The following is a 19,070-nucleotide window of genomic DNA, read 5'->3' as shown; positions in this document are numbered from 1 at the left end:
TCCGGAACGCCTACCTATCCGCCGGGGTCAGACGGTCGGATGGCCGCCTTCCGGGCAACCGGGGGGAGGAAAGTCCGGGCTCCACGGAAACATGGTGCCGGGTAACGCCCGGCGGGGGCGACCCCAGGGAAAGTGCCACAGAGAGCAGACCGCCCGTCCCGCCTTCGGGCGCGGCGGGTAAGGGTGAAAGGGTGCGGTAAGAGCGCACCGCGGTCCCGGCGACGGGAACGGCACGGTAAACCCCACCAGGAGCAAGACCGAATAGGGATGGCACGCAGGTTCGCTTTGATGCGGGCCGGCAGGCGGGTTCCGCGCCGCCGTCCGGGTTGGTCGCGCGAGGCGTCCGGTAACGGGCGTCCCAGATGAATGGCCATCCCCCGCCACCCGCGCGCAAGCGCCGGCGGGGACAGAACCCGGCTTACAGACCGCCTGACCCCCTTCTGTCCCCGCGGCCTGTTGATATCGCTTGGGTTTTTCCGCAAACCCAAATGAGAACATTCAGGCAACATAATAGAATCCGGCGAATATTTATCCACAGCCCCGCCTGTACTGACGATGACTGTCGGAGGACACCCTGTCGCCCCGAAAAACTGGAATAAATCAAGAACTAACCCAGGAAATCACCAGCCATTCCCATTGACCACCATATATTCCCATGATATCCCATCATATCCCATAAGAGACCCATGGGATGCCATCGCCGCCCAAAGGCGCAGCCGGATCGCGACCGGCGCACCATCCGGGCGGGGATATTCGAGGGGAGCTTTCGGTGGCGACGTTCATCGGCCAGCACGAGAACAAGATCGACAGGAAGGGGCGTGTCTCCGTTCCGTCGAAGTTCCGTGCCCAGCTCGCCAAGGAAGACTTCCAGGGCGTGGTCGTGTACCCCTCCCCCAAATTCCAGGCGCTGGAAGGCTGCAGTTTCCGCCGTATCGAGCAGATCGCCGCCAGCCTGGACGATCTCGACATGCTCTCCGACAAGGCCGACGACTTGGCCGCCACGATCCTTGCCGAAGCCCGCGAACTCCCCTTCGACGGCGAAGGCCGGATCATGCTGCCGCGCGACCTGCTGGACGAGATGGGCATCGACGAGACGGCGCTGTTCGTCGGCCAGGGCTCGACCTTCCAGATCTGGTCGCCCGAGGCTTATAGCCGCCGCAAGGAAGAAGCCCGCCAGCGCATCCGTGAGGGCGAGGTCACGCTGAAGCTGCGCCGTGACGGCGAGGCGGGAGGTGGCGCATGACGGAAACCGGCCGGCCGCTCCATATCCCCGTACTGCGCGACCAGGTGGTCGCCGCCCTGGCGCCGCGTGACGGCGCCGTCTTCGTTGATGGCACCTTCGGCCTCGGCGGCTACACAGGCGCACTGCTGGACAGCGCCGATTGCCGCGTCTATGGCATCGACCGCGACCCCGACGCGATCCGCCGGGCCGAGCCGATGGTGGCGCGCTATGCCGGCCGGCTGGTGCTGATCGAGGGTCGCTTCGGCGAGATGGACCGGCTGCTGGCCGAGCGCGGCATCGACGGCGTCGATGGCGTGGCGCTCGACCTCGGCGTTTCCTCGCCGCAGCTGGACGAGGCCGGGCGCGGCTTCTCCTTCCGCGCCGACGGGCCGCTCGACATGCGCATGGAGCAGGCCGGCCCCAGCGCCGCCGACGTGGTGAACAGCGCCGACGAGGCGGAACTGGCCGACATCGTCTTCCATCTGGGCGAGGAACGGCATGCCCGCCGCGTCGCCCGCGCCATCGTTGCCGCCCGCGCCGAGGCGCCAATCGAGCGCACCGGGCGCCTGGCCTCCATCGTGCGCAGCGTCGTGCCGAAATCCAAGGATGGCATCGACCCCGCCACCCGCACCTTCCAGGCGCTGCGCCTGCATGTGAATGACGAGCTGGGTGAGCTGGACCGTGGCCTCGCCGCTGCCGAGCGCGCGCTGAAGCCGGCCGGGCGGCTGGCCGTCGTCACCTTCCATTCGCTGGAGGACCGCCAGGTGAAGCGCTTCCTGAAGGCGCGCTGCGGCGAAGCCTCCCAGCCTTCGCGCCACATGCCGGTGGCCGCCGCCGCGCCGCAGGCCCCCAGCTTCCGGCTGGTGCACCGCAAGCCGCTGGCGCCGGACTCCGCCGAGATCGCCGCCAACCCGCGCGCCCGTTCCGCCAAGCTGCGCGTCGCCGAACGTACCGACGCGCCGGCATGGGAGGAGGCCGCATGATCCGCCAGGGCTTCCTCTTCTGGGTCTTGCTGGTCGGTGGCGCCGGCGTTGCGCTGTTCCTGCTGAAATACGAGGTGCAGGCGCGCGAGGAACGGCTGGCCCGCATCAATTCCGAGATCATCCGCACGCAGGAGGCGATCCAGGTCCTGCGCGCCGAATGGAGCTATCTGAACCGCCCGGACCGGCTGGCCGATCTGGCGCAGCGCCATCTCGACCTGGTGCCTGCCGGCGGCCGCCAGATCGCGGTGTCGCTGGCGGCCGTGCCGGAAGCGCGCCCGGTCATCACGCCCGATGGGCTGCCACTGGCGACCAAGCCCCGTCCCGGCGACCCGCTGGTCTATGCCCCTCTCGATAAGCCGCAGCCGGTGCTCGCCGCACAGCGGAGCGTGCAATGACCCGGCTGTTCCGCAACGGTTTTGCGCGCCCGGCAACGCCGGAGGCGCCCCCGCCTGCGCATCATGTGGCGCTGGAAGGTGTTGCCAAGCAGGCGCTGGAAACCGGCCGCACCCGGCTGGTCATCGCCACCGCGCTGTTCGCCGCCGTGTTCGCCGCCGTCGGGCTGCGTCTGGTCGATGTCAGCGTGCTGTCCGGCGCCAGCGAGCCGCGCCTGGCCGAGACGCCGCGCGCCAATGCCAGCCCCTCGGGCCGGGCGGAGATCATCGACCGCAACGGGCTGCTGCTGGCGACCAGCCTCGCCACGCCCTCGCTCTATGCCGATCCGCAGGCGGTGCTGGACCCGGCGGAGGCCGCGCGCAAGCTGGCCACCGTGCTGCCCGACCTCAGCGAGCCGGAGCTGATCGCGAAGCTGGCGACCGACCGCCGCTTCGTCTGGGTGAAGCGCAACCTGACGCCGCGCCAGAAATACGAAGTGAACCGGCTGGGCATCCCCGGCTTCTACTTCCAGCGCGAGGAACGCCGCTTCTACCCGCAGGGGTCTGCAGCCGCCCATGTGCTGGGCTACACCGACGTGGACGGGCGCGGCATCGCCGGCATCGAGAAGTCCTTCGACGAGGTGCTGCGCAGCGGCGGCCAGCCGGTGCAGCTGTCGCTCGACGTGCGGCTGCAGCAGATTGTCCGCGATTCGCTGCTGGAATCGATTGAGGAATTCAAGGCCATCGGCGCGGCCGGCCTGGTGATGGATGTGCGCAGCGGCGAAGTGCTGGCGATGGTGTCGCTGCCGGATTACGACCCGAACCAGCCCGGCAGCATCACCGAGGAACAGCAGTTCAACCGCGCCACGCTGGGCGTGTACGAGATGGGCTCCACCTTCAAGCTGTTCAATCACGCGATGGCGCTGGACAGCGGCAAGGTGCGCATGGGTGGCGGCTACGACGCCAGCCAGCCGATCCGCATCGCGCGCTTCACCATCAACGATTATCACGGCAAGAACCGCTGGCTGAGCGTGCCGGAAATCCTGATCCATTCCTCCAATATCGGCTCCGCCAAGATGGCGCTGGAGGTCGGTGCTGCAGGTCAACGCGCCTTCATGGAGAAGATCGGCATGCTGGCCCGCCAGCCGATCGAGATTCCCGAGGCCGGCCTGCCGCTGGCGCCGAGTCCGTGGCGTGACATCAATGTGATGACGATCTCCTTCGGGCATGGCCTGTCGGTCAGCCCGCTGCATCTGGTAAGCGGCGTGTCGGCGCTGGTGAATGGCGGCATGCTGCATCCGGCGACGCTGCTGCGGCGCGAGCCGGGTGCCGCGGTCCAGGGCAGCCGCGTGATCGCCGAGCGCACCTCCCTGCAGATGCGCAAGCTGATGCGCCTCGTGGTCGAGGAAGGAAGCGGCCGCAACGCCGACGCCAAGGGCTATCTGGTCGGCGGCAAGACCGGCACGGCGGAGAAGCTGAACGGCCGCGGCTACAACCGCAAGGCACGCATCTCCTCCTTCGTCGGCGCCTATCCGATCAACGATCCGCGCTATGTCGTGCTGGCCATGATCGACGAGCCGGTCGGCAACAAGCGCACCTTCGGCTACGCCACCGGCGGCTGGGTCGCCGCCCCGGTGGTCAACCGCATCGTCGCCCGCATGGCGCCGATGTACGGAATTCCCCCGATTGACGAAAACGCGCCAGAAATCCGCCGTGATCTGGTGGTCGATATCGCGCCCCGCGACCCCTCTCAGAATGGGAGCAAGCGCCTTGCGTCTTATTGACCTCATGAATGGCGACAAGCCGGCCGAGGCGGCCATTGCCGCCACCCTCGATATTGATATCGAGGGGCTGACGGCGGATTCCCGGCAGGTCCGCCCCGGCTATCTGTTCGCCGCCTTGCCCGGTGCCCGGGAAGATGGCAGCGCCTTCATCGGCGACGCCGTGCAGCGCGGTGCGCGCGCCGTGCTGGCCCCCGCCGGCCTGACGCTCGACAGCCCGGTCCCTGTTATCGCCGACGCCAATCCCCGGCTGCGGCTGGCCCGCATGGCCGCCCGCTTCTTCGGCCAGCAGCCGGAAAATGTGGTCGCCGTGACCGGCACCAACGGCAAGACCTCCGTCGCCGACTTCACCCGCCAGATCTGGACCCGGCTGGGCCGCAAGGCCGCCAGCATGGGCACCCTCGGCGTGATCGCCCCTGACTTGCCGAGCAGCAAGGGGCTTACGACCCCGGACCCGGTGGAGCTGCACCGCGTCCTCGCGGAGCTTGCCGGCTCCGGGGTCGGCTTTTTGGCGATGGAAGCCTCCAGCCACGGGCTCGACCAGTTCCGGCTGGACGGTGTGCGGCTGAAGGCCGCCGCCTTCGTCAATCTGGCGCGCGATCATCTGGATTATCACGGCACCATGGAGGCCTATTTCGCCGCCAAGGCGCAGCTGTTCGACCGGGTGATGGCGCCCGGCGGCACGGCTGTGCTGAATGCCGACAGCCCCCAGTTCCCTGCCCTTGTCGAAATCTGCGGCCGGCGCGGTCACCGCGTGCTGAGCTACGGCATGGCGGCGGGTGCGGACTTCCGCATCGTGGACCGGCTGCCGCGCCCCGACGGGCAGACACTGGCGCTAATCCTGCACGCACGGGCGCGCGAGATCGATCTGCCGCTGGCCGGCGGCTTCCAGGCGATGAACGCGCTGGCGGCCCTCGGTCTTGTCACCGCCACCGGCGCGCAGCTGGACGAGGCGCTGGCCGCGCTGGAAACGCTGCAGGGCGTGGCGGGCCGGCTGCAGCGCGTCGCCACGCTGGCGAACGGTGCCGCCATCTATGTCGATTACGCCCACAAGCCGGGCGCGCTGGAGACGGTGCTGACGGAAATCCGCCCCTTCACCACCGGCAGCCTGTCGGTCGTGTTCGGCTGCGGCGGCGAGCGTGACCGCGGCAAGCGTCCGATGATGGGTGAGATCGCCCAGCGGCTGGCCGACCGCGTGATCGTCACTGACGACAATCCGCGCGGCGAAGCACCGGCGGCGATCCGCGCCGAGGTGATGGCGGGCTGCCCGGACGCCACGGAGATCGGCGACCGTGCCGAGGCGATTCACGCCGCCATTTCCGCTCTGGGTGCCGGCGACGTGCTGGTGATCGCCGGCAAGGGGCACGAGCAGGGCCAGGAAATCGCCGGGGAGATTCGTCCCTTCGACGATGCCGATGTGGCGCGCCGCACCGTGCAGGCGCTGGGTCTGGGAGGTGCGGCATGACCGAACCGCTCTGGACCTCGGCTGATGCCGTTACCGCCACCGGCGGGAAGAACAGCCGCGACTGGCAGGCCTTCGGCGTGTCCATCGACAGCCGGACGGTGACAGAGGGGGATTTGTTCGTCGCCCTGAAGGGCGATGCGTTCGACGGCCATGATTATGCAAGGGACGCCCTGGGTGGGGGGGCGGCCGCGCTGCTGGTCGAGCGGCGACCGGAGGGGGTACCGGCGGATGCGCCGGTACTGGAGGTCGCCTCGACCCTGGAAGCGCTCGGGAAACTCGGGCGCTTCCAGCGCGGCCGCAGCAGGGCGAAGGCGATTGCCGTCACCGGCAGCGTCGGCAAGACCGGCTCCAAGGAGATGCTGCGGGCCGGCCTGTCCGCGCTGGGCAAGACCCACGCCAGCGTGGCCAGCTTCAACAACCATATCGGCGCGCCGCTGACTCTGGCCCGCCTGCCGCTGGATGCGGAATATCTGGTTTCCGAACTGGGCATGAACCATCGCGGCGAGCTGGAGCCGCTGGCGCGCATGGTGCAGCCCGACGTGGCGCTGATTACCACGGTGGAAGCGGTGCATGCCGGGCATTTCTCCTCGGAGGAGGAGATCGCCGAGGAGAAGGCCGACATCCTGCTCGGCGTGAAGGAAGGCGGCACCGCCGTGCTGAACCGCGACAACCGGCACTATGCCCGGCTGCGCGAGCGCGCCCAGAAGGCCGGCATCCGCAATATCATCAGCTTCGGCACAGACCTTGCCGCCGATACCTGCCTGCTGAACGCCGAGCTGCGCCGCACCGACAGCCTGGTGCAGGCCATCGTGGCGCAGCGCCGGCTGCGCTACCGGCTGGCCGTGCCGGGCCGGCACTGGGTGATGAACAGCCTTGGCGTGCTGGCCGGCATCGCGGCGCTGGGCGGCGATGTCGCCACGGCGGCGGCGGCGCTGGAACAGGTCGAGGCGCCGAAGGGCCGGGGCCGGCAGGTCGAGATCGCGGTTTCCGGCGGCACGCTGCTGCTGATCGATGAGAGCTACAACGCCAGCCCGCCCGCCGTGCGCGCGGCGCTGGACGTGCTGGCAATGACCAAGCCGAAGGCCGGCGGCCGCCGCGTGGTGGTGCTGGGCGACATGCTGGAGCTAGGCGACGGCGCTGCCGAGGCGCACAACGCGCTGGCCCAGCCGATTGAGGCAGCCGGCGCCGATCTGGTGTTCACCGCCGGCCCGCACATGAACCGCATGGCCGAAAAGCTGCCGCGCGCGCAGCTGGGCGGCTCGGCCGACGACACGGCGGCGCTGACCCCGCTGGTGACCGCGCTGGTGCATGCCGGCGACGTGGTGCTGGTGAAGGGTAGCCTTGGCATGAAAATGGCGCGGGTGGTGGATGCCCTGCTGGCGCTGCGCACGGGGGAGAACTGACCGATGCTGCCGCTTCTCCTCACCCCGCTGGCCGATCTGTTCAGCCCGTTCAACCTGTTCCGCTACCTGACCTTCAGGACCGGCGGCGCGGTCGTCACCGCGCTCGCCATCGCCTTTCTGATGGGCCCGGCCGTCATCGGCTGGCTGAAGGCTAAGCAGCGCGAGGGCCAGCCGATCCGCGAGGATGGGCCGGAAAGCCACCTGCTGACCAAGAAGGGCACGCCGACCATGGGCGGCGCGCTGATCCTGCTCGCGCTGGTGGTCTCTACCCTGCTCTGGGCCGATCTGCGCAACCTGCATGTCTGGACCGTGCTGCTGGTGACCTGCGGCTTCGGGCTGATCGGCTTCTTCGACGATTTCCTCAAGCTGACCAAGCGCAACGCCAAGGGCCTGCCGGGCCGTCTGAAGCTGGCCGGCCAGATCAGCGTCAGCCTGGCTGCCGCGATCATGTTCGCCTGGATCAGCGAACCGGCGCTCTCGACCAGCCTCGCCGTGCCGTTCTTCAAGGCGCTGCTGATCGACCTCGGCTGGTTCTTCATCGTCTTTGCCGCCCTGGTCATGGTCGGCGCCTCCAACGCCGTGAACCTGACCGACGGGCTGGATGGCCTCGCCATCGTGCCGGTGATGATCGCCGCCTCCTGCTTCGCGCTGATCGCCTATCTGGTCGGCAATGCGGTGTTCTCCAACTACCTGCAGATCCAGCATGTGCCGGGTACGGGCGAGCTGGCAGTGCTGTGCGGCGCGCTGGTCGGCGCCGGCCTCGGCTTCCTGTGGTACAACGCGCCGCCGGCCATGGTGTTCATGGGCGACACCGGCTCGCTGGCGCTGGGCGGCGGGCTGGGCGCGATCTCCGTCGCCACCAAGCACGAGCTGGTGCTGGCCATCATCGGCGGGTTGTTCGTGCTGGAGACCGTCTCGGTCATCGTCCAGGTGCTGTCCTTCAAGCTGACCGGCAAGCGCGTCTTCCGCATGGCGCCGCTGCACCACCACTTCGAGAAGAAGGGCTGGGCCGAACCGACCATCGTGATCCGCTTCTGGATCATCGCCGTTGTGCTGGCGATTGCCGGCCTGTCCACCCTGAAGCTGCGGTGAGGGAGGCGGCATGATCGATCTCTCCCGTTTCGCCAGCCGCCGCATCGCCGTGATGGGTCTCGCCCGTTCCGGCCTCGCCAGCGTGTCCGCGCTGCTCAAGGCCGGTGCCGAGGTGCTGGCCTGGGACGACAATGAAGCGCGCCGCGCCGAGGCGGAGAAGCTGGGCGCCACCGTCACCGACCTGGCCGAAGCCAACTGGTCCGGCATCGACCTCGCCGTGTGGAGCCCCGGCATCCCACATTCCTTCCCGGTGCCGCACCCCGCCGCCACCGCTGCCAAGGCGGCTGGCGTGGCGCTGGTCTGCGATATCGAGCTGCTGGCCCTGGCCTGCCCGCAGGCGCGCTTCGTCGGCATCACCGGCACCAACGGCAAATCCACCACCACGGCGCTGGTCGGCCATATCCTGAAGCAGGCCGGACGCAAGGCCGAGGTCGGCGGCAATCTGGGCATGGCGGCGCTGACGCTGGCGCCGCTGGGGACCGATGGCGTCTATGTGCTGGAACTGTCCAGCTACCAGATCGAGCTGTTGCGCGAGGCGCGCTTCGATGTGGCCGCCCTGCTGAACATCACCCCGGACCATCTCGACCGGCATGGCGGGTTCGAGGGCTATGTCGCCGCCAAGCGCCATCTGTTCGACCAGCTGCCGGCGGACGGCACCGCGATCATCGGCCTCGATGACGAGACCACCCGCGGCGTCGCCCAGGCGCTGGGCCGCAGCATCCTGAGCCGCGGCGTGACCGGCATTTCCGCCTACCGGCCGGTGGTCGGCGGCGTCTATGTCGATGGCAGCACCGGTGGGGGCCGGCTGATCGATGCCCGCAACGGCAGCGCGCGTACCATTCTGGACCTGACCGAGGCCCCTGCCCTGCCGGGCTCACACAACTGGCAGAACGCGGCCTGCGCCTTCGCCATCTGCGCGGCGCTGGGGGTTGAGGCCGAGGCCATCGCGGCGGGCATCCGCAGCTTCCCCGGCCTTGCCCACCGGCAGGAGCGGGTGGCGGTGCTGGACGGTGTCACCTTCGTCAACGATTCCAAGGCGACCAACGCCGAGGCGACCGAGAAGGCCCTGGCCTGCTACGAGCGCATCTACTGGATTGCCGGCGGACGCGCCAAGGAAGGCGGTATCGCCGCGCTGGCCCCGCATTTCGGGCGCGTGCGCCATGCCTATCTGATCGGCGAATCCGCAGACGCCTTCGCCGCGACACTGGACGGCAAGCTGACCTGGTCCAAGTGCGGCACGCTGGAGCAGGCCGTGGCCGCCGCCGCGAAGGACGCGCGCGGCACCGGCGGCGTCGTGCTGCTGTCGCCGGCTGCCGCCTCCTTCGACCAGTTCGACAGCTTTGAGCAGCGCGGTGACCGGTTCCGCGAGCTGGTGATGGCCATGACGCGGCATGCCGCCGCCACGGTGACGGGAGGTGCCGCATGAGCGCGCTGTCCCGCAACGATACCAGCCTGTTGGGCCGCTGGTGGTGGACCATCGACCGCTGGAGCCTGGCGGCGCTGGGCCTCATCATCGGCTTCGGTGCGCTGATGATCCTGGCCGCGAGCCCGCCGGTGGCGGAGCGTATCGGCCTCGACCAGTTCTATTTCGTGCGCCGCCATTTCGCACTGCTGCCGGTCGCCATCGCACTGCTGATCGGCGTGTCGCTGATGCAACCGCGCACCGTGCGCCGGCTGGCGCTGATCGGCCTTGCCGGCACCATCGTGCTGCTGGTGGCCGTGCTGCTTGGTGGCGCGGAGATCAAGGGCGCGCGCCGCTGGATCAACCTGGCCGGCTTCTCGCTGCAGCCTTCCGAATTCGCCAAGCCCTTCTTCGCCGTGATCGCCGGCTGGCTGTTCGCCGAATGGCGGCGCGCCGAGGGCTTCCCCGGCCATATCGCCGCCGGTGCGCTGTACCTGCTGATCGTCAGCCTGCTGCTGATGCAGCCCGACCTCGGCCAGGCGGTGGTGCTGAGCGCCATCTTCTTCGGCCAGTTCTTCCTGGCTGGCATGCCCATCGCCTGGGTCGGCGGCGCCATCCTGTTCGGCGTGCTGGGGCTGATCGGCGCCTATTTCACGCTCGATCATGTGGCCAGCCGCATCGACCGCTTCCTCGATCCGGCCTCGGGCGACAGCTACCAGGTGAACCGCTCCATGGAGGCCTTCATGAATGGCGGCCTGCTGGGACGCGGTCCCGGCGAGGGCACGGTGAAGGCCTTCATCCCCGACGCGCACGCCGATTTCGTGTTCGCCGTCGCCGGCGAGGAGCTGGGGCTGATCGCCTGCCTGCTGGTACTGCTGCTGTTCGCCTTCGTGGTGCTGCGCGGCTTCGCCCGCGTGCTGAGCGAGCAAAATCTGTTCGTCATGCTGGCCGCCTCGGGTCTGCTGGCGCAGTTCGGCATCCAGGCCATCATCAATATGGGCTCCACCCTGCACATGATGCCGACCAAGGGCATGACCCTGCCCTTCGTCTCCTATGGCGGCTCCTCCCTGCTGGCGCTGGCCGTCGGCATGGGCATGGCGCTGGCGCTGACCCGCCGCCGCCCCGGTGGAGGTCAGCCATGAGCGCCGTCCTGAAGAAGACCATCGTGCTGGCCGCCGGCGGCACCGGCGGGCATCTGTTCCCGGCACAGGCGCTGGCCCATGCGCTGCTGGCGCGCGGCTATGCCGTGGCGCTGGTCACCGACCGGCGCGGCAAGGCCTTCGAGGCGCCGGCGAATGCCGCCTTCACCGTGCACCGCATCCGTGCCGAGGGCATCAGCAAGCCCGGCCTGGCGGCGAAGCTGGGCGGTGCCGTCTCGCTCGGCCTCGGCACGCTGGATGCGCTGGCCCTGCTGCGCCGACTGAAGCCCGCCCTGGTGGTGGGTTTCGGCGGCTACCCGTCGGTGCCGACCGTGACCGCCGCCGGCCTGCTGGGCATCGGCATCCTGCTGCATGAGCAGAACGCCCTGCTGGGCCGCGCCAACCGGCTGCTGGCCGGCCGGGCGAAGCGCATCGCCACCTCCTTCGCCGAGATTTCCGGCGTGAAAGAAAGCCTGCGCAACCGCCTCAGCTTCACCGGCAACCCGGTGCGCCCGGACGTCGCCGCCGTGCGCCACAGCCCCTACCCGCCGGCCGAGATCGACGGCAAGCTGACCGTGCTGGTCACCGGCGGCAGCCAGGGCGCGACCGTATTCTCCGACGTGATGCCCGCCGCCATCGCGCTGCTGCCCGAGAGCGTGCGCCGCCGGCTGCGCATCGAGCAGCAGGCCCGGCCGGAGGATGTTGCCCGCGTCGAGGCGGCCTATCGCCAGATCGGCTTCCCGGCGGAGGTCGCGTCCTTCTTCTCCGACATGCCGGCCCGGCTGGCCCGTGCGCATCTGGCGATCTGCCGGTCCGGCGCCTCAACCGTCGCCGAGCTGATGGTGGCCGGACGCCCGGCGGTGCTGGTGCCCTATCCGCATGCCATGGATGACCATCAGAGCGCCAACGCCCATGCCGTCGAGGCAGCTGGCGGCGCCTGGGTCATGCCGCAGGACGCCTTCTGCCCGAAGGCCGTCGCCGACCGTCTGGAGATGCTGCTGAGCATGCCGCAGAAGCTGAACGCCGCCGCGCTGAAGATGCGCGAGGCCGGCACGCCGGACGCGGTCGAGCGGCTGGCCGACCTGGTGGTGGCCGAACTCCCCGCGAATGGCGGCAGCGTCCGCCATACCTCCCCGGAACCGCAGGAGAAGGCGGCATGAGGGCGCTTCCACTCGATATCGGCATCGTGCATTTCGTCGGCATCGGCGGCATCGGCATGAGCGGCATCGCCGAGGTGTTGCTGAATCTGGGCTACCAGGTGCAAGGCAGCGACATCGCCGACAGCGCCAATGTGAAGCGCCTGCGCGAACGCGGCGTGACCATCCATGTCGGCCACCGCGAGGAGAATATCGGCGACGCCGCCGTGGTCGTGATCTCCTCGGCGGTGAAGCAGGATAATCCCGAGGTGGTGGCCGCCCGCGCCCGCTTCGTCCCGGTGGTGCGCCGCGCCGAGATGCTGGGCGAGCTGATGCGTCTGAAATGGTCCATCGCCATCGCCGGCACGCACGGCAAGACCACGACGACATCACTGGTCGCCTCGATCCTGGACACCGCCGAGCTCGACCCGACGGTCATCAATGGCGGCATCATCAATGCCTGGGCCAGCAATGCGCGGCTGGGCACCGGCGACTGGATGGTGGTTGAGGCGGACGAGAGCGACGGCACCTTCACCAAGCTGCCGGCGACCATCGGCCTCGTCACCAACGTCGATCCGGAGCATCTCGACCATTACGGCAGCTTCGAGAAGGTGCAGGAGGCATTCCGCACTTTCATCGAGAACATCCCCTTCTACGGCTTCGCCGCCATGTGCCTGGACCATCCGGTGGTGCAGTCGCTGATCGGCCAGATCCCCGACCGCCGCATCGTCACCTACGGCATGAGCCCGCAGGCCGAGGTGCGCGGCGTCGATATCGAGATCAGCCCGGCAGGCTCGCGCTTCTCTGTCATCTTCGGGCCGCGCTCGCGCAATGAGGGCCGCGCCTTCAAGGACCTGATGCTGCCGATGTACGGCAAGCACAATGTGCAGAACGCGCTGGGCGCGGTCGCCATCGCCGCCGAAATGGGGCTGGAGGAAGACACGATCCGCCGGGCGCTGGCGAATTTCGCCGGGGTGAAGCGGCGCTTCACCAAGACCGGCGAGTCGAACGGCATCACCGTGATCGACGATTACGGACATCACCCGGTGGAGATTTCCGCCGTGCTGGCCGCCGCGCGCGGCGCCTGCCCGGACGGCAAGGTGATCGCCGTGGTGCAGCCGCACCGCTACAGCCGGCTGGCCAGCCTGTTCGAGGAATTCTGCACATGCTTCAACGACGCTGACTCGGTGCTGGTGGCCGATGTCTATGCCGCCGGCGAACAGCCCATCGAGGGCATGGACAAGGACCGGCTGGTGGCCGGCCTGCAGGCCCATGGCCATCGCGGCGTCGCCCCGCTGTCCGGCCCGGAATCGCTGGCCAAGAGGGTCGCCGCCATCGCCAGGCCGGGCGACATGGTGGTCTGCCTCGGCGCCGGCTCCATCACCAACTGGGCCAACGCCCTGCCGGCCGAACTGGATGCCGTGTTCGGCGTCGAGGCAAGCCGGAGGGCACGCTCATGAAGGCGGTGCGCAGAGCCATGACCAGTCTCATCGAACGTCTGCCCGCGGTCCGGGGCCGCTATACCGAGGATGCGGACCTTGCGAAGACCACCTGGTTCCGCTGCGGCGGGCCGGCCGAGGTGCTGTTCCGCCCGGCCGATGCCGACGATCTGGTGGAATTCCTGGCCACCCGCCCGGCCGACGTGCCGGTGACGGTGATCGGCGTCGGCTCCAACCTGCTGATCCGCGACGGCGGCGTGCCGGGCGTGGTGATCCGGCTGGCGCGTGGCTTTACCGAGGTGACGCTGGAGGAAGGCGACCGGTTGCGGGCCGGTGCCGGGGCGCTGGACCTGAATGTGGCGCTGACAGCGCAGCAGGCCGGGCTGACCGACCTTGAATTCTTCTCCGGCATTCCGGGTACTGTCGGCGGTGCCCTGCGCATGAATGCCGGCGCCTATGGCGGCGAGATCAAGGACGTGCTGGTCGAGGCCGAGGCAGTCGATCCGTTCGGCAAGCGGCACCGGCTGGACGCGGCGGCGATGGGTTTCTCCTACCGCCGTTCGGAAGTGCCGGCGGGCTGGATCTTCCTGTCCGCCCTGCTGCAGGCCCGCAAGGGCGATCCGGCATCCATCGCCCAGCGCATGGCCGATATCCGCAAGAGCCGCGAGGAGACGCAGCCGACCCGCGCGCGCACCGGCGGTTCCACCTTCAAGAATCCCGAGGGGCATCCAGGGGCGCTTCGGGCCTGGCAGCTGATCGACAAGGCCGGCTGCCGGGGCTTGCGCATCGGCGATGCCATGGTGTCGGACAAGCACTGCAACTTCCTGATCAACACCGGCGCGGCCACCGCAACCGACATCGAGACGCTGGGCGAGGAAGTGCGCCGCCGCGTGTTCGAGACTTCCGGTATCCGGCTGGACTGGGAAATCCGCCGCATCGGCGTGCCATCGCAGAGCGGCCCGAGCGCCATTGTCGAGACGGGAGAGACGGCATGAAGGCGCGTTCCAATATCCACGTCGCCGTGCTGATGGGCGGCTGGTCGGCCGAGCGCGAAGTGTCGCTGGTCAGCGGTCATGAATGCGCCAAGGCGCTGCGCCATGCCGGCTACCGCGTCACCGAGATCGACATGGAGCGCAACATCGCCGAGGTGCTGGGCCGGCTGAAGCCGGACGTTGTGTTCAACGCGCTGCACGGCCCGATCGGCGAGGACGGCAATGTGCAGGGGCTGCTGAACATCCTGGGCATCCCCTACACCCATTCCGGCGTCATGGCCTCGGCCATCGCCATGAACAAGCCGGCCGCCAAGCAGCTGTTCGCCGGCGTCGGGCTGCGCTGCCCGGAAGGCCGCATCGTCGGCAAGAAAGAGGTCGTTCTGGAGCATCCGATGGAGCCGCCCTATGTGCTGAAACCCATCGATGAGGGCTCCTCCATCGGCGTGCGCATCGTCCATAAGGGCAGCAACGCGCCGATGCTGAACGGCGACTGGCCATTCGGCGAGGAAGTGCTGGTGGAGACCTACATCCCCGGCCGCGAACTGACCGTCGGCGTGATGTCCGGCAAGGCCATGGCGGTGACCGAGCTGGTGACCGACGAGGGCTTCTACGACTATGAGAACAAGTACGCGGCGACCAGCCGGACCCGGCACATCGTGCCGGCGGAACTGCCGAAGCCGGTCTATGACCAGGCGCTGCGCATGGCCGAACAGGCGCATGCCGTACTGGGCTGCCGGGGGGTGAGCCGCGCCGATTTCCGCTATGACGACACCGAGGCCGAAACCGGCACGCTGTACCTGCTGGAGGTCAACACCCAGCCGGGCATGACGCCGGCCTCGCTGGTGCCGGAACAGGCGGCGCATCTCGGCATCTCCTTCCCCGAGCTGGTGGCCCGCATGGTCGAGGAGGCGCGATGCGACTCCTGACGAAGAAGCCTGCCGCCACGAAGCGCCGCGCGGCCCCGCGCCGCCGCATCCAGCCGCGCTGGGTGAAGCCGCTGGCGAAGACCGGATTCGTGCTGGCACTGCTGGGCGGGCTGGCCGGCGGCGGCTGGTACCTGTGGTCCAGCGACACCATCCCGGAAGCGGCGATGGAGCTGCGCGCCAACGCGCTGGAGCTGACCCGCAAGGCCGGGCTGACCGTCGCCGACGTGCTGGTCGAGGGGCGCGGGCGGACCGATGCCGGGCTGCTGCTGGCGGTTCTCGACGTCAACCGCGGCGATGCGCTGCTGGGCATCGATGTCGAGGCCGCGCGCGAGCGGCTGGAATCGATCAACTGGGTGCGCAGCGCCGTCATCGAGCGCCGCCTGCCGCACACGCTCTATGTCCGCATTGAGGAGCGCCAGCCGATGGCGCTGTGGCAGCGCGACGACAAGCTGGTGCTGGTCGACGCCGAGGGCGTGGTGATCCTGCGCGACGATATTGCCGCCTTCGGCCACCTGCCGGTGCTGGTCGGCGATGAGGCGCCGAAGGAAGCGCCGGCCCTGCTGGCCGTGCTGGAGACCGCTCCGGATCTGCGTGCCCGTGTGCGCGCCGCCACCCTGGTCGGCGAGCGGCGCTGGAACCTGCTGTTCGATAACGGCATCGATGTCCGCCTGCCGGAGGAGGACCCGGCCGGCGCCTGGACCCGCCTCGCCGCGCTGGAGCGCGAGCACAAGGTGCTGGCCAAGGATGTCGTCGCCATCGATCTGCGCTTCGCCGACCGGCTGGTCGTGCGGGTAGCCCCCGAGACGGCGAAGCGTCTGCGCAACCCCGGGAAGAACACCTGATGAGCAAGAGCCTCAGCAAGCCCCGTACCGGACTGGTCGCCGCGCTGGACATCGGCACCACGAAGGTCGCCTGCTTCATCGCCCGGATCGACCATGGCGTGCCGCGCGTCGTCGGCATCGGCCATCAGGTCAGCCGCGGCCTGCGCTCCGGCGCCATCGTCGATATGGAAGCGGCCGAGGAATCGATCCTGAACGCCGTCCATGCCGCCGAGAAGATGGCGAACGAGACGGTGCGCCAGGTCGTCGTGAATGTGTCGGGCGGCCATCCCGCCTCGCACACCATCGGCGTCGAGGTGGCGCTGGGTGGCCAGGAGATCGGCGAGCGCGACGTGCGCCGGGTGCTGAGCCAGGGCCGTACCCAGCAGGAGCCGGAGGACCGGCAGCTCATCCATTCCATCCCCATCGGCTTCTCCATCGATGGCAGCCGGGGCATCAAGGACCCGCGCGGCATGTTCGGCCAGCGCCTCGGCGCCGACATCCATGTCGTCAGCGCCCAGGCCGGCGTGCTGCGCAACCTGACCACGGTGGTGCAACGCTGCCATCTGGATATCGAGGCGCTGGTGGTTTCGCCCTACGCCTCCGGCCTTGCAGCGCTGGTCGAGGACGAGATGGAGCTGGGCGTCACCGTCATCGACATGGGTGGCGGCACCACCACCGTCGCGGTGTTCTTCGAGGGCCAGGTCGTGTTCACCGACATGGTGCCGATCGGCGGCGCCCATGTGACCAGCGACATCGCGCGTGGCCTGACCACGCCGCTGGCCGAGGCCGAGCGCATGAAGACGCTGTATGGCAGCGCGATTTCCTCGCCGCTGGACGACCGCGAGGTGATCGACGTGCCGCTGGTCGGCGAGGATCGCCACACCAGCCCGAACCATGTGCCCAAGAGCTTCCTGGTCTCGATCATCCAGCCGCGCCTGGAGGAGACCTTCGAGCATGTGCGCTCGCGCCTGGAGATTTCCGGCTTCGACAAGCTGGCCGGCCGGCGCGTGGTGCTGACCGGTGGCGCCAGCCAGCTGCCGGGCGTGCGCGACATGGCGCAGCTGGTGCTGGACAAGCAGGTCCGCATGGGCCGGCCGATCCGGGTGCACGGGCTGGCGGATTCCACAGGCGGGCCGGCGTTCGCCACCTGCGCCGGGCTGTTGACCTACGCGGTCAACGAACAGATCGACGCCGCGCTGCTGAAGCGCGGCGACACCGAGGCGCCCGAAGGCCTGATGGGCCGGATCGGGTCGTGGCTGCGGGAGAACTTCTGATGCTGGGAAACAGGGGTTTCGCGCAGTCTTTTGTCAACGATGGTATGAGCAAGCGGAGGGCAGTATGACCATCAATATCTCTCTACCGAACGAGCCGGACCTGAAGCCGCGGATCACCGTGATCGGTGTCGGCGGGGCCGGCGGCAACGCGGTCAACAACATGATCCGCTCGAACCTGACCGGGGTCGAGTTCGTGGTCGCCAACACCGATGCGCAGTCGATCGCGCAGTCGGTCGCCGAGCGGCGTATCCAGCTCGGCACCTCGGTGACCCAGGGTCTGGGCGCCGGGTCGCGGCCTGAGGTTGGCCGGGCGGCGGCGGAAGCCTCCATCGACGAGATTCTGGAGCACCTCGAAGGCTCCAACATGTGCTTCATCACCGCCGGCATGGGCGGCGGCACCGGCACCGGTGCGGCACCGGTCATCGCCCAGGCGGCGCGCGAGCGCGACATCCTGACGGTCGGCGTGGTCACCAAGCCGTTCCACTTCGAGGGCCATCACCGCATGCGCCTCGCCGATGCCGGCATCGAGGAACTGCAGCAGTATGTCGATACCCTCATCATTATCCCGAACCAGAACCTGTTCCGGGTGGCGAACGAGAAGACGACCTTCGCCGACGCCTTCAAGATGGCTGACGATGTGCTGCATGCCGGCGTGCGCGGCGTGACCGACCTGATGGTCATGCCGGGCCTGATCAACCTGGACTTCGCCGACATCCGCACGGTCATGAGCGAGATGGGCAAGGCGATGATGGGCACCGGCCAGGCGTCGGGCGACCGCCGCGCCATCGACGCCGCCGAGGCGGCGATCAACAACCCGCTGCTGGACGACACCTCGATGAAGGGCGCGCGTGGCCTGCTCATCAACGTCACCGGCGGCCCGGACATGACGCTGTTCGAGGTGGACGAGGCGGCCAACCGCATCCGCGAGGAAGTCGATGCCGACGCCAACATCATCTTCGGCGCCACCTTCGACGACAGCCTGGAAGGCCAGATGCGCGTCTCCATCGTCTCCACCGGCATCGAGGCAGAGTCGCAGACCATGAACCGCCCGGCGGCCCGCCCGCAGCTGAGCGTGGTCGCCTCGCGCACCCGCACTGCCGCTCCGGCCGCCCCGGCGGCGCCCGCCACGGCCACCGGCTTTGCCGGCATGCCGCTGAATTCTGGCGGCATGGGCGGCAGCATGGGCAACCACGCCACCGCGCTGGCCTACAAGCTGGAGGAGGAGACGCTGGATCTGGGCGCCACCGAAGCCGCCCCGGAAACCGCTGCGGAAACTGCTGAGGCGAAGGTCGCCGAACAGGCAACCGCCGAGATGGCCGCTCCGGCTGAAACCAAGGCTCCGGCTGCTGCCGAGACCAAGGCGGCGGCGCCGTTCATCGCCCCGCGTCCGGTCACCCCGGCAGCCCGTCCGGCCGCACCGGCTGGCAGGGCCGACCCGTTCGCCGAGGCGGCGATGGCCAATGGTGCCCGCCCGACCGCCGAAAAGCGGACGCCGAGCCTGTTCCAGAAGGCCGTTGGCCTGATGCGCGGGCAGGACAGCGAGGCCGCACCGGCAGCGCAGAAGCCGCAGGCCCAGCCGGTTACCCAGCCGGTTGCCCAGAAGCCCGCGATGCCGGCAGCCGCC

The 19,070-nt window shown here is 69.0% G+C and carries 16 protein-coding genes and 1 other RNA gene; all 17 read left to right on the top strand.

Annotated features, from left to right (window positions below):
- Nucleotides 1–27 precede the first annotated feature (27 nt).
- Nucleotides 28–437, top strand: an RNA gene (gene rnpB / locus P24_RS19215) — RNase P RNA component class A.
- Between the two features lie 332 nt (nucleotides 438–769).
- Complete coding sequence (locus P24_RS08915; protein ID WP_008944381.1) at nucleotides 770–1,243, top strand: division/cell wall cluster transcriptional repressor MraZ; 474 nt, start codon at nucleotides 770–772, stop codon at nucleotides 1,241–1,243.
- Nucleotides 1,240–2,205, top strand: a complete 966-nt coding sequence (gene rsmH / locus P24_RS08910; RefSeq protein WP_008944380.1) for a 16S rRNA (cytosine(1402)-N(4))-methyltransferase RsmH — start codon at nucleotides 1,240–1,242, stop codon at nucleotides 2,203–2,205. Before P24_RS08915 ends, rsmH begins: the two co-directional genes overlap by 4 nt.
- Nucleotides 2,202–2,600: a cell division protein FtsL gene (gene ftsL / locus P24_RS08905; RefSeq protein ID WP_008944379.1), complete on the top strand. Its 399-nt coding sequence runs from the start codon at nucleotides 2,202–2,204 to the stop codon at nucleotides 2,598–2,600. Before rsmH ends, ftsL begins: the two co-directional genes overlap by 4 nt.
- Nucleotides 2,597–4,360 (top strand): peptidoglycan D,D-transpeptidase FtsI family protein, encoded by a 1,764-nt coding sequence (locus tag P24_RS08900; RefSeq protein WP_008944378.1) that lies wholly within the window; start codon nucleotides 2,597–2,599, stop codon nucleotides 4,358–4,360. Before ftsL ends, P24_RS08900 begins: the two co-directional genes overlap by 4 nt.
- Nucleotides 4,361–4,364: 4 nt before the next feature.
- Nucleotides 4,365–5,822 carry a UDP-N-acetylmuramoyl-L-alanyl-D-glutamate--2,6-diaminopimelate ligase gene (locus P24_RS08895; protein WP_008944377.1) on the top strand — a complete coding sequence of 486 codons (1,458 nt, stop codon included), beginning with the start codon at nucleotides 4,365–4,367 and terminating at the stop codon, nucleotides 5,820–5,822.
- Nucleotides 5,819–7,225, top strand: a complete 1,407-nt coding sequence (locus tag P24_RS08890; RefSeq protein ID WP_008944376.1) for a UDP-N-acetylmuramoyl-tripeptide--D-alanyl-D-alanine ligase — start codon at nucleotides 5,819–5,821, stop codon at nucleotides 7,223–7,225. The genes P24_RS08895 and P24_RS08890 overlap by 4 nt, the downstream gene beginning before the upstream one ends.
- Before the next feature lie 3 nt (nucleotides 7,226–7,228).
- Nucleotides 7,229–8,317, top strand: a complete 1,089-nt coding sequence (gene mraY, locus P24_RS08885; protein WP_008944375.1) for a phospho-N-acetylmuramoyl-pentapeptide-transferase — start codon at nucleotides 7,229–7,231, stop codon at nucleotides 8,315–8,317.
- Between the two features lie 10 nt (nucleotides 8,318–8,327).
- Nucleotides 8,328–9,743, top strand: a complete 1,416-nt coding sequence (gene murD, locus P24_RS08880; RefSeq protein WP_008944374.1) for a UDP-N-acetylmuramoyl-L-alanine--D-glutamate ligase — start codon at nucleotides 8,328–8,330, stop codon at nucleotides 9,741–9,743.
- A complete protein-coding gene (ftsW, locus tag P24_RS08875) occupies nucleotides 9,740–10,861 on the top strand; it encodes a putative lipid II flippase FtsW (RefSeq protein ID WP_008944373.1) in 1,122 nt (373 codons plus the stop codon). Before murD ends, ftsW begins: the two co-directional genes overlap by 4 nt.
- Entirely contained in the window at nucleotides 10,858–12,018 is a 1,161-nt protein-coding gene (gene murG / locus P24_RS08870) for an undecaprenyldiphospho-muramoylpentapeptide beta-N-acetylglucosaminyltransferase (protein ID WP_008944372.1), read from the top strand. The genes ftsW and murG overlap by 4 nt, the downstream gene beginning before the upstream one ends.
- Complete coding sequence (murC, locus tag P24_RS08865; protein ID WP_008944371.1) at nucleotides 12,015–13,454, top strand: UDP-N-acetylmuramate--L-alanine ligase; 1,440 nt, start codon at nucleotides 12,015–12,017, stop codon at nucleotides 13,452–13,454. The genes murG and murC overlap by 4 nt, the downstream gene beginning before the upstream one ends.
- A 17-nt stretch (nucleotides 13,455–13,471) precedes the next feature.
- A complete protein-coding gene (murB, locus tag P24_RS08860) occupies nucleotides 13,472–14,428 on the top strand; it encodes a UDP-N-acetylmuramate dehydrogenase (RefSeq protein ID WP_237740184.1) in 957 nt (318 codons plus the stop codon).
- Nucleotides 14,425–15,351, top strand: a complete 927-nt coding sequence (locus tag P24_RS08855) for a D-alanine--D-alanine ligase (RefSeq protein WP_008944369.1) — start codon at nucleotides 14,425–14,427, stop codon at nucleotides 15,349–15,351. The genes murB and P24_RS08855 overlap by 4 nt, the downstream gene beginning before the upstream one ends.
- Nucleotides 15,339–16,193: a cell division protein FtsQ/DivIB gene (locus P24_RS08850; RefSeq protein WP_008944368.1), complete on the top strand. Its 855-nt coding sequence runs from the start codon at nucleotides 15,339–15,341 to the stop codon at nucleotides 16,191–16,193. The genes P24_RS08855 and P24_RS08850 overlap by 13 nt, the downstream gene beginning before the upstream one ends.
- Nucleotides 16,193–17,446 (top strand): cell division protein FtsA, encoded by a 1,254-nt coding sequence (gene ftsA / locus P24_RS08845; protein ID WP_008944367.1) that lies wholly within the window; start codon nucleotides 16,193–16,195, stop codon nucleotides 17,444–17,446. The genes P24_RS08850 and ftsA overlap by 1 nt, the downstream gene beginning before the upstream one ends.
- A 64-nt stretch (nucleotides 17,447–17,510) precedes the next feature.
- The coding region (gene ftsZ / locus P24_RS08840; RefSeq protein ID WP_008944366.1) for a cell division protein FtsZ at nucleotides 17,511–19,070 on the top strand (1,560 nt) is incomplete at its 3' end.

It is taken from the genome of Oceanibaculum indicum P24 (assembly GCF_000299935.1).
In the GTDB taxonomy this organism is placed as follows: domain Bacteria; phylum Pseudomonadota; class Alphaproteobacteria; order Oceanibaculales; family Oceanibaculaceae; genus Oceanibaculum; species Oceanibaculum indicum.
Note: the sequence above shows the minus strand (reverse complement) of the source record. Positions and strands in the feature narration are given on the sequence as shown.

Bases quoted from the DNA above. Each gene is read 5' to 3' on its own strand.
- ftsA (WP_008944367.1), top strand. From the start codon at position 16,193: ATGAGCAAGAGCCTCAGCAAGCCCCGTACCGGACTGGTCGCCGCGCTG.
- murD (WP_008944374.1), top strand. From the start codon at position 8,328: ATGATCGATCTCTCCCGTTTCGCCAGCCGCCGCATCGCCGTGATGGGT.
- P24_RS08850 (WP_008944368.1), top strand. From the start codon at position 15,339: ATGCGACTCCTGACGAAGAAGCCTGCCGCCACGAAGCGCCGCGCGGCC.
- murB (WP_237740184.1), top strand. From the start codon at position 13,472: ATGACCAGTCTCATCGAACGTCTGCCCGCGGTCCGGGGCCGCTATACC.
- ftsL (WP_008944379.1), top strand. From the start codon at position 2,202: ATGATCCGCCAGGGCTTCCTCTTCTGGGTCTTGCTGGTCGGTGGCGCC.
- murC (WP_008944371.1), top strand. From the start codon at position 12,015: ATGAGGGCGCTTCCACTCGATATCGGCATCGTGCATTTCGTCGGCATC.
- murG (WP_008944372.1), top strand. From the start codon at position 10,858: ATGAGCGCCGTCCTGAAGAAGACCATCGTGCTGGCCGCCGGCGGCACC.
- P24_RS08855 (WP_008944369.1), top strand. From the start codon at position 14,425: ATGAAGGCGCGTTCCAATATCCACGTCGCCGTGCTGATGGGCGGCTGG.
- P24_RS08895 (WP_008944377.1), top strand. From the start codon at position 4,365: ATGAATGGCGACAAGCCGGCCGAGGCGGCCATTGCCGCCACCCTCGAT.
- rsmH (WP_008944380.1), top strand. From the start codon at position 1,240: ATGACGGAAACCGGCCGGCCGCTCCATATCCCCGTACTGCGCGACCAG.
- mraY (WP_008944375.1), top strand. From the start codon at position 7,229: ATGCTGCCGCTTCTCCTCACCCCGCTGGCCGATCTGTTCAGCCCGTTC.
- ftsW (WP_008944373.1), top strand. From the start codon at position 9,740: ATGAGCGCGCTGTCCCGCAACGATACCAGCCTGTTGGGCCGCTGGTGG.
- P24_RS08900 (WP_008944378.1), top strand. From the start codon at position 2,597: ATGACCCGGCTGTTCCGCAACGGTTTTGCGCGCCCGGCAACGCCGGAG.
- P24_RS08890 (WP_008944376.1), top strand. From the start codon at position 5,819: ATGACCGAACCGCTCTGGACCTCGGCTGATGCCGTTACCGCCACCGGC.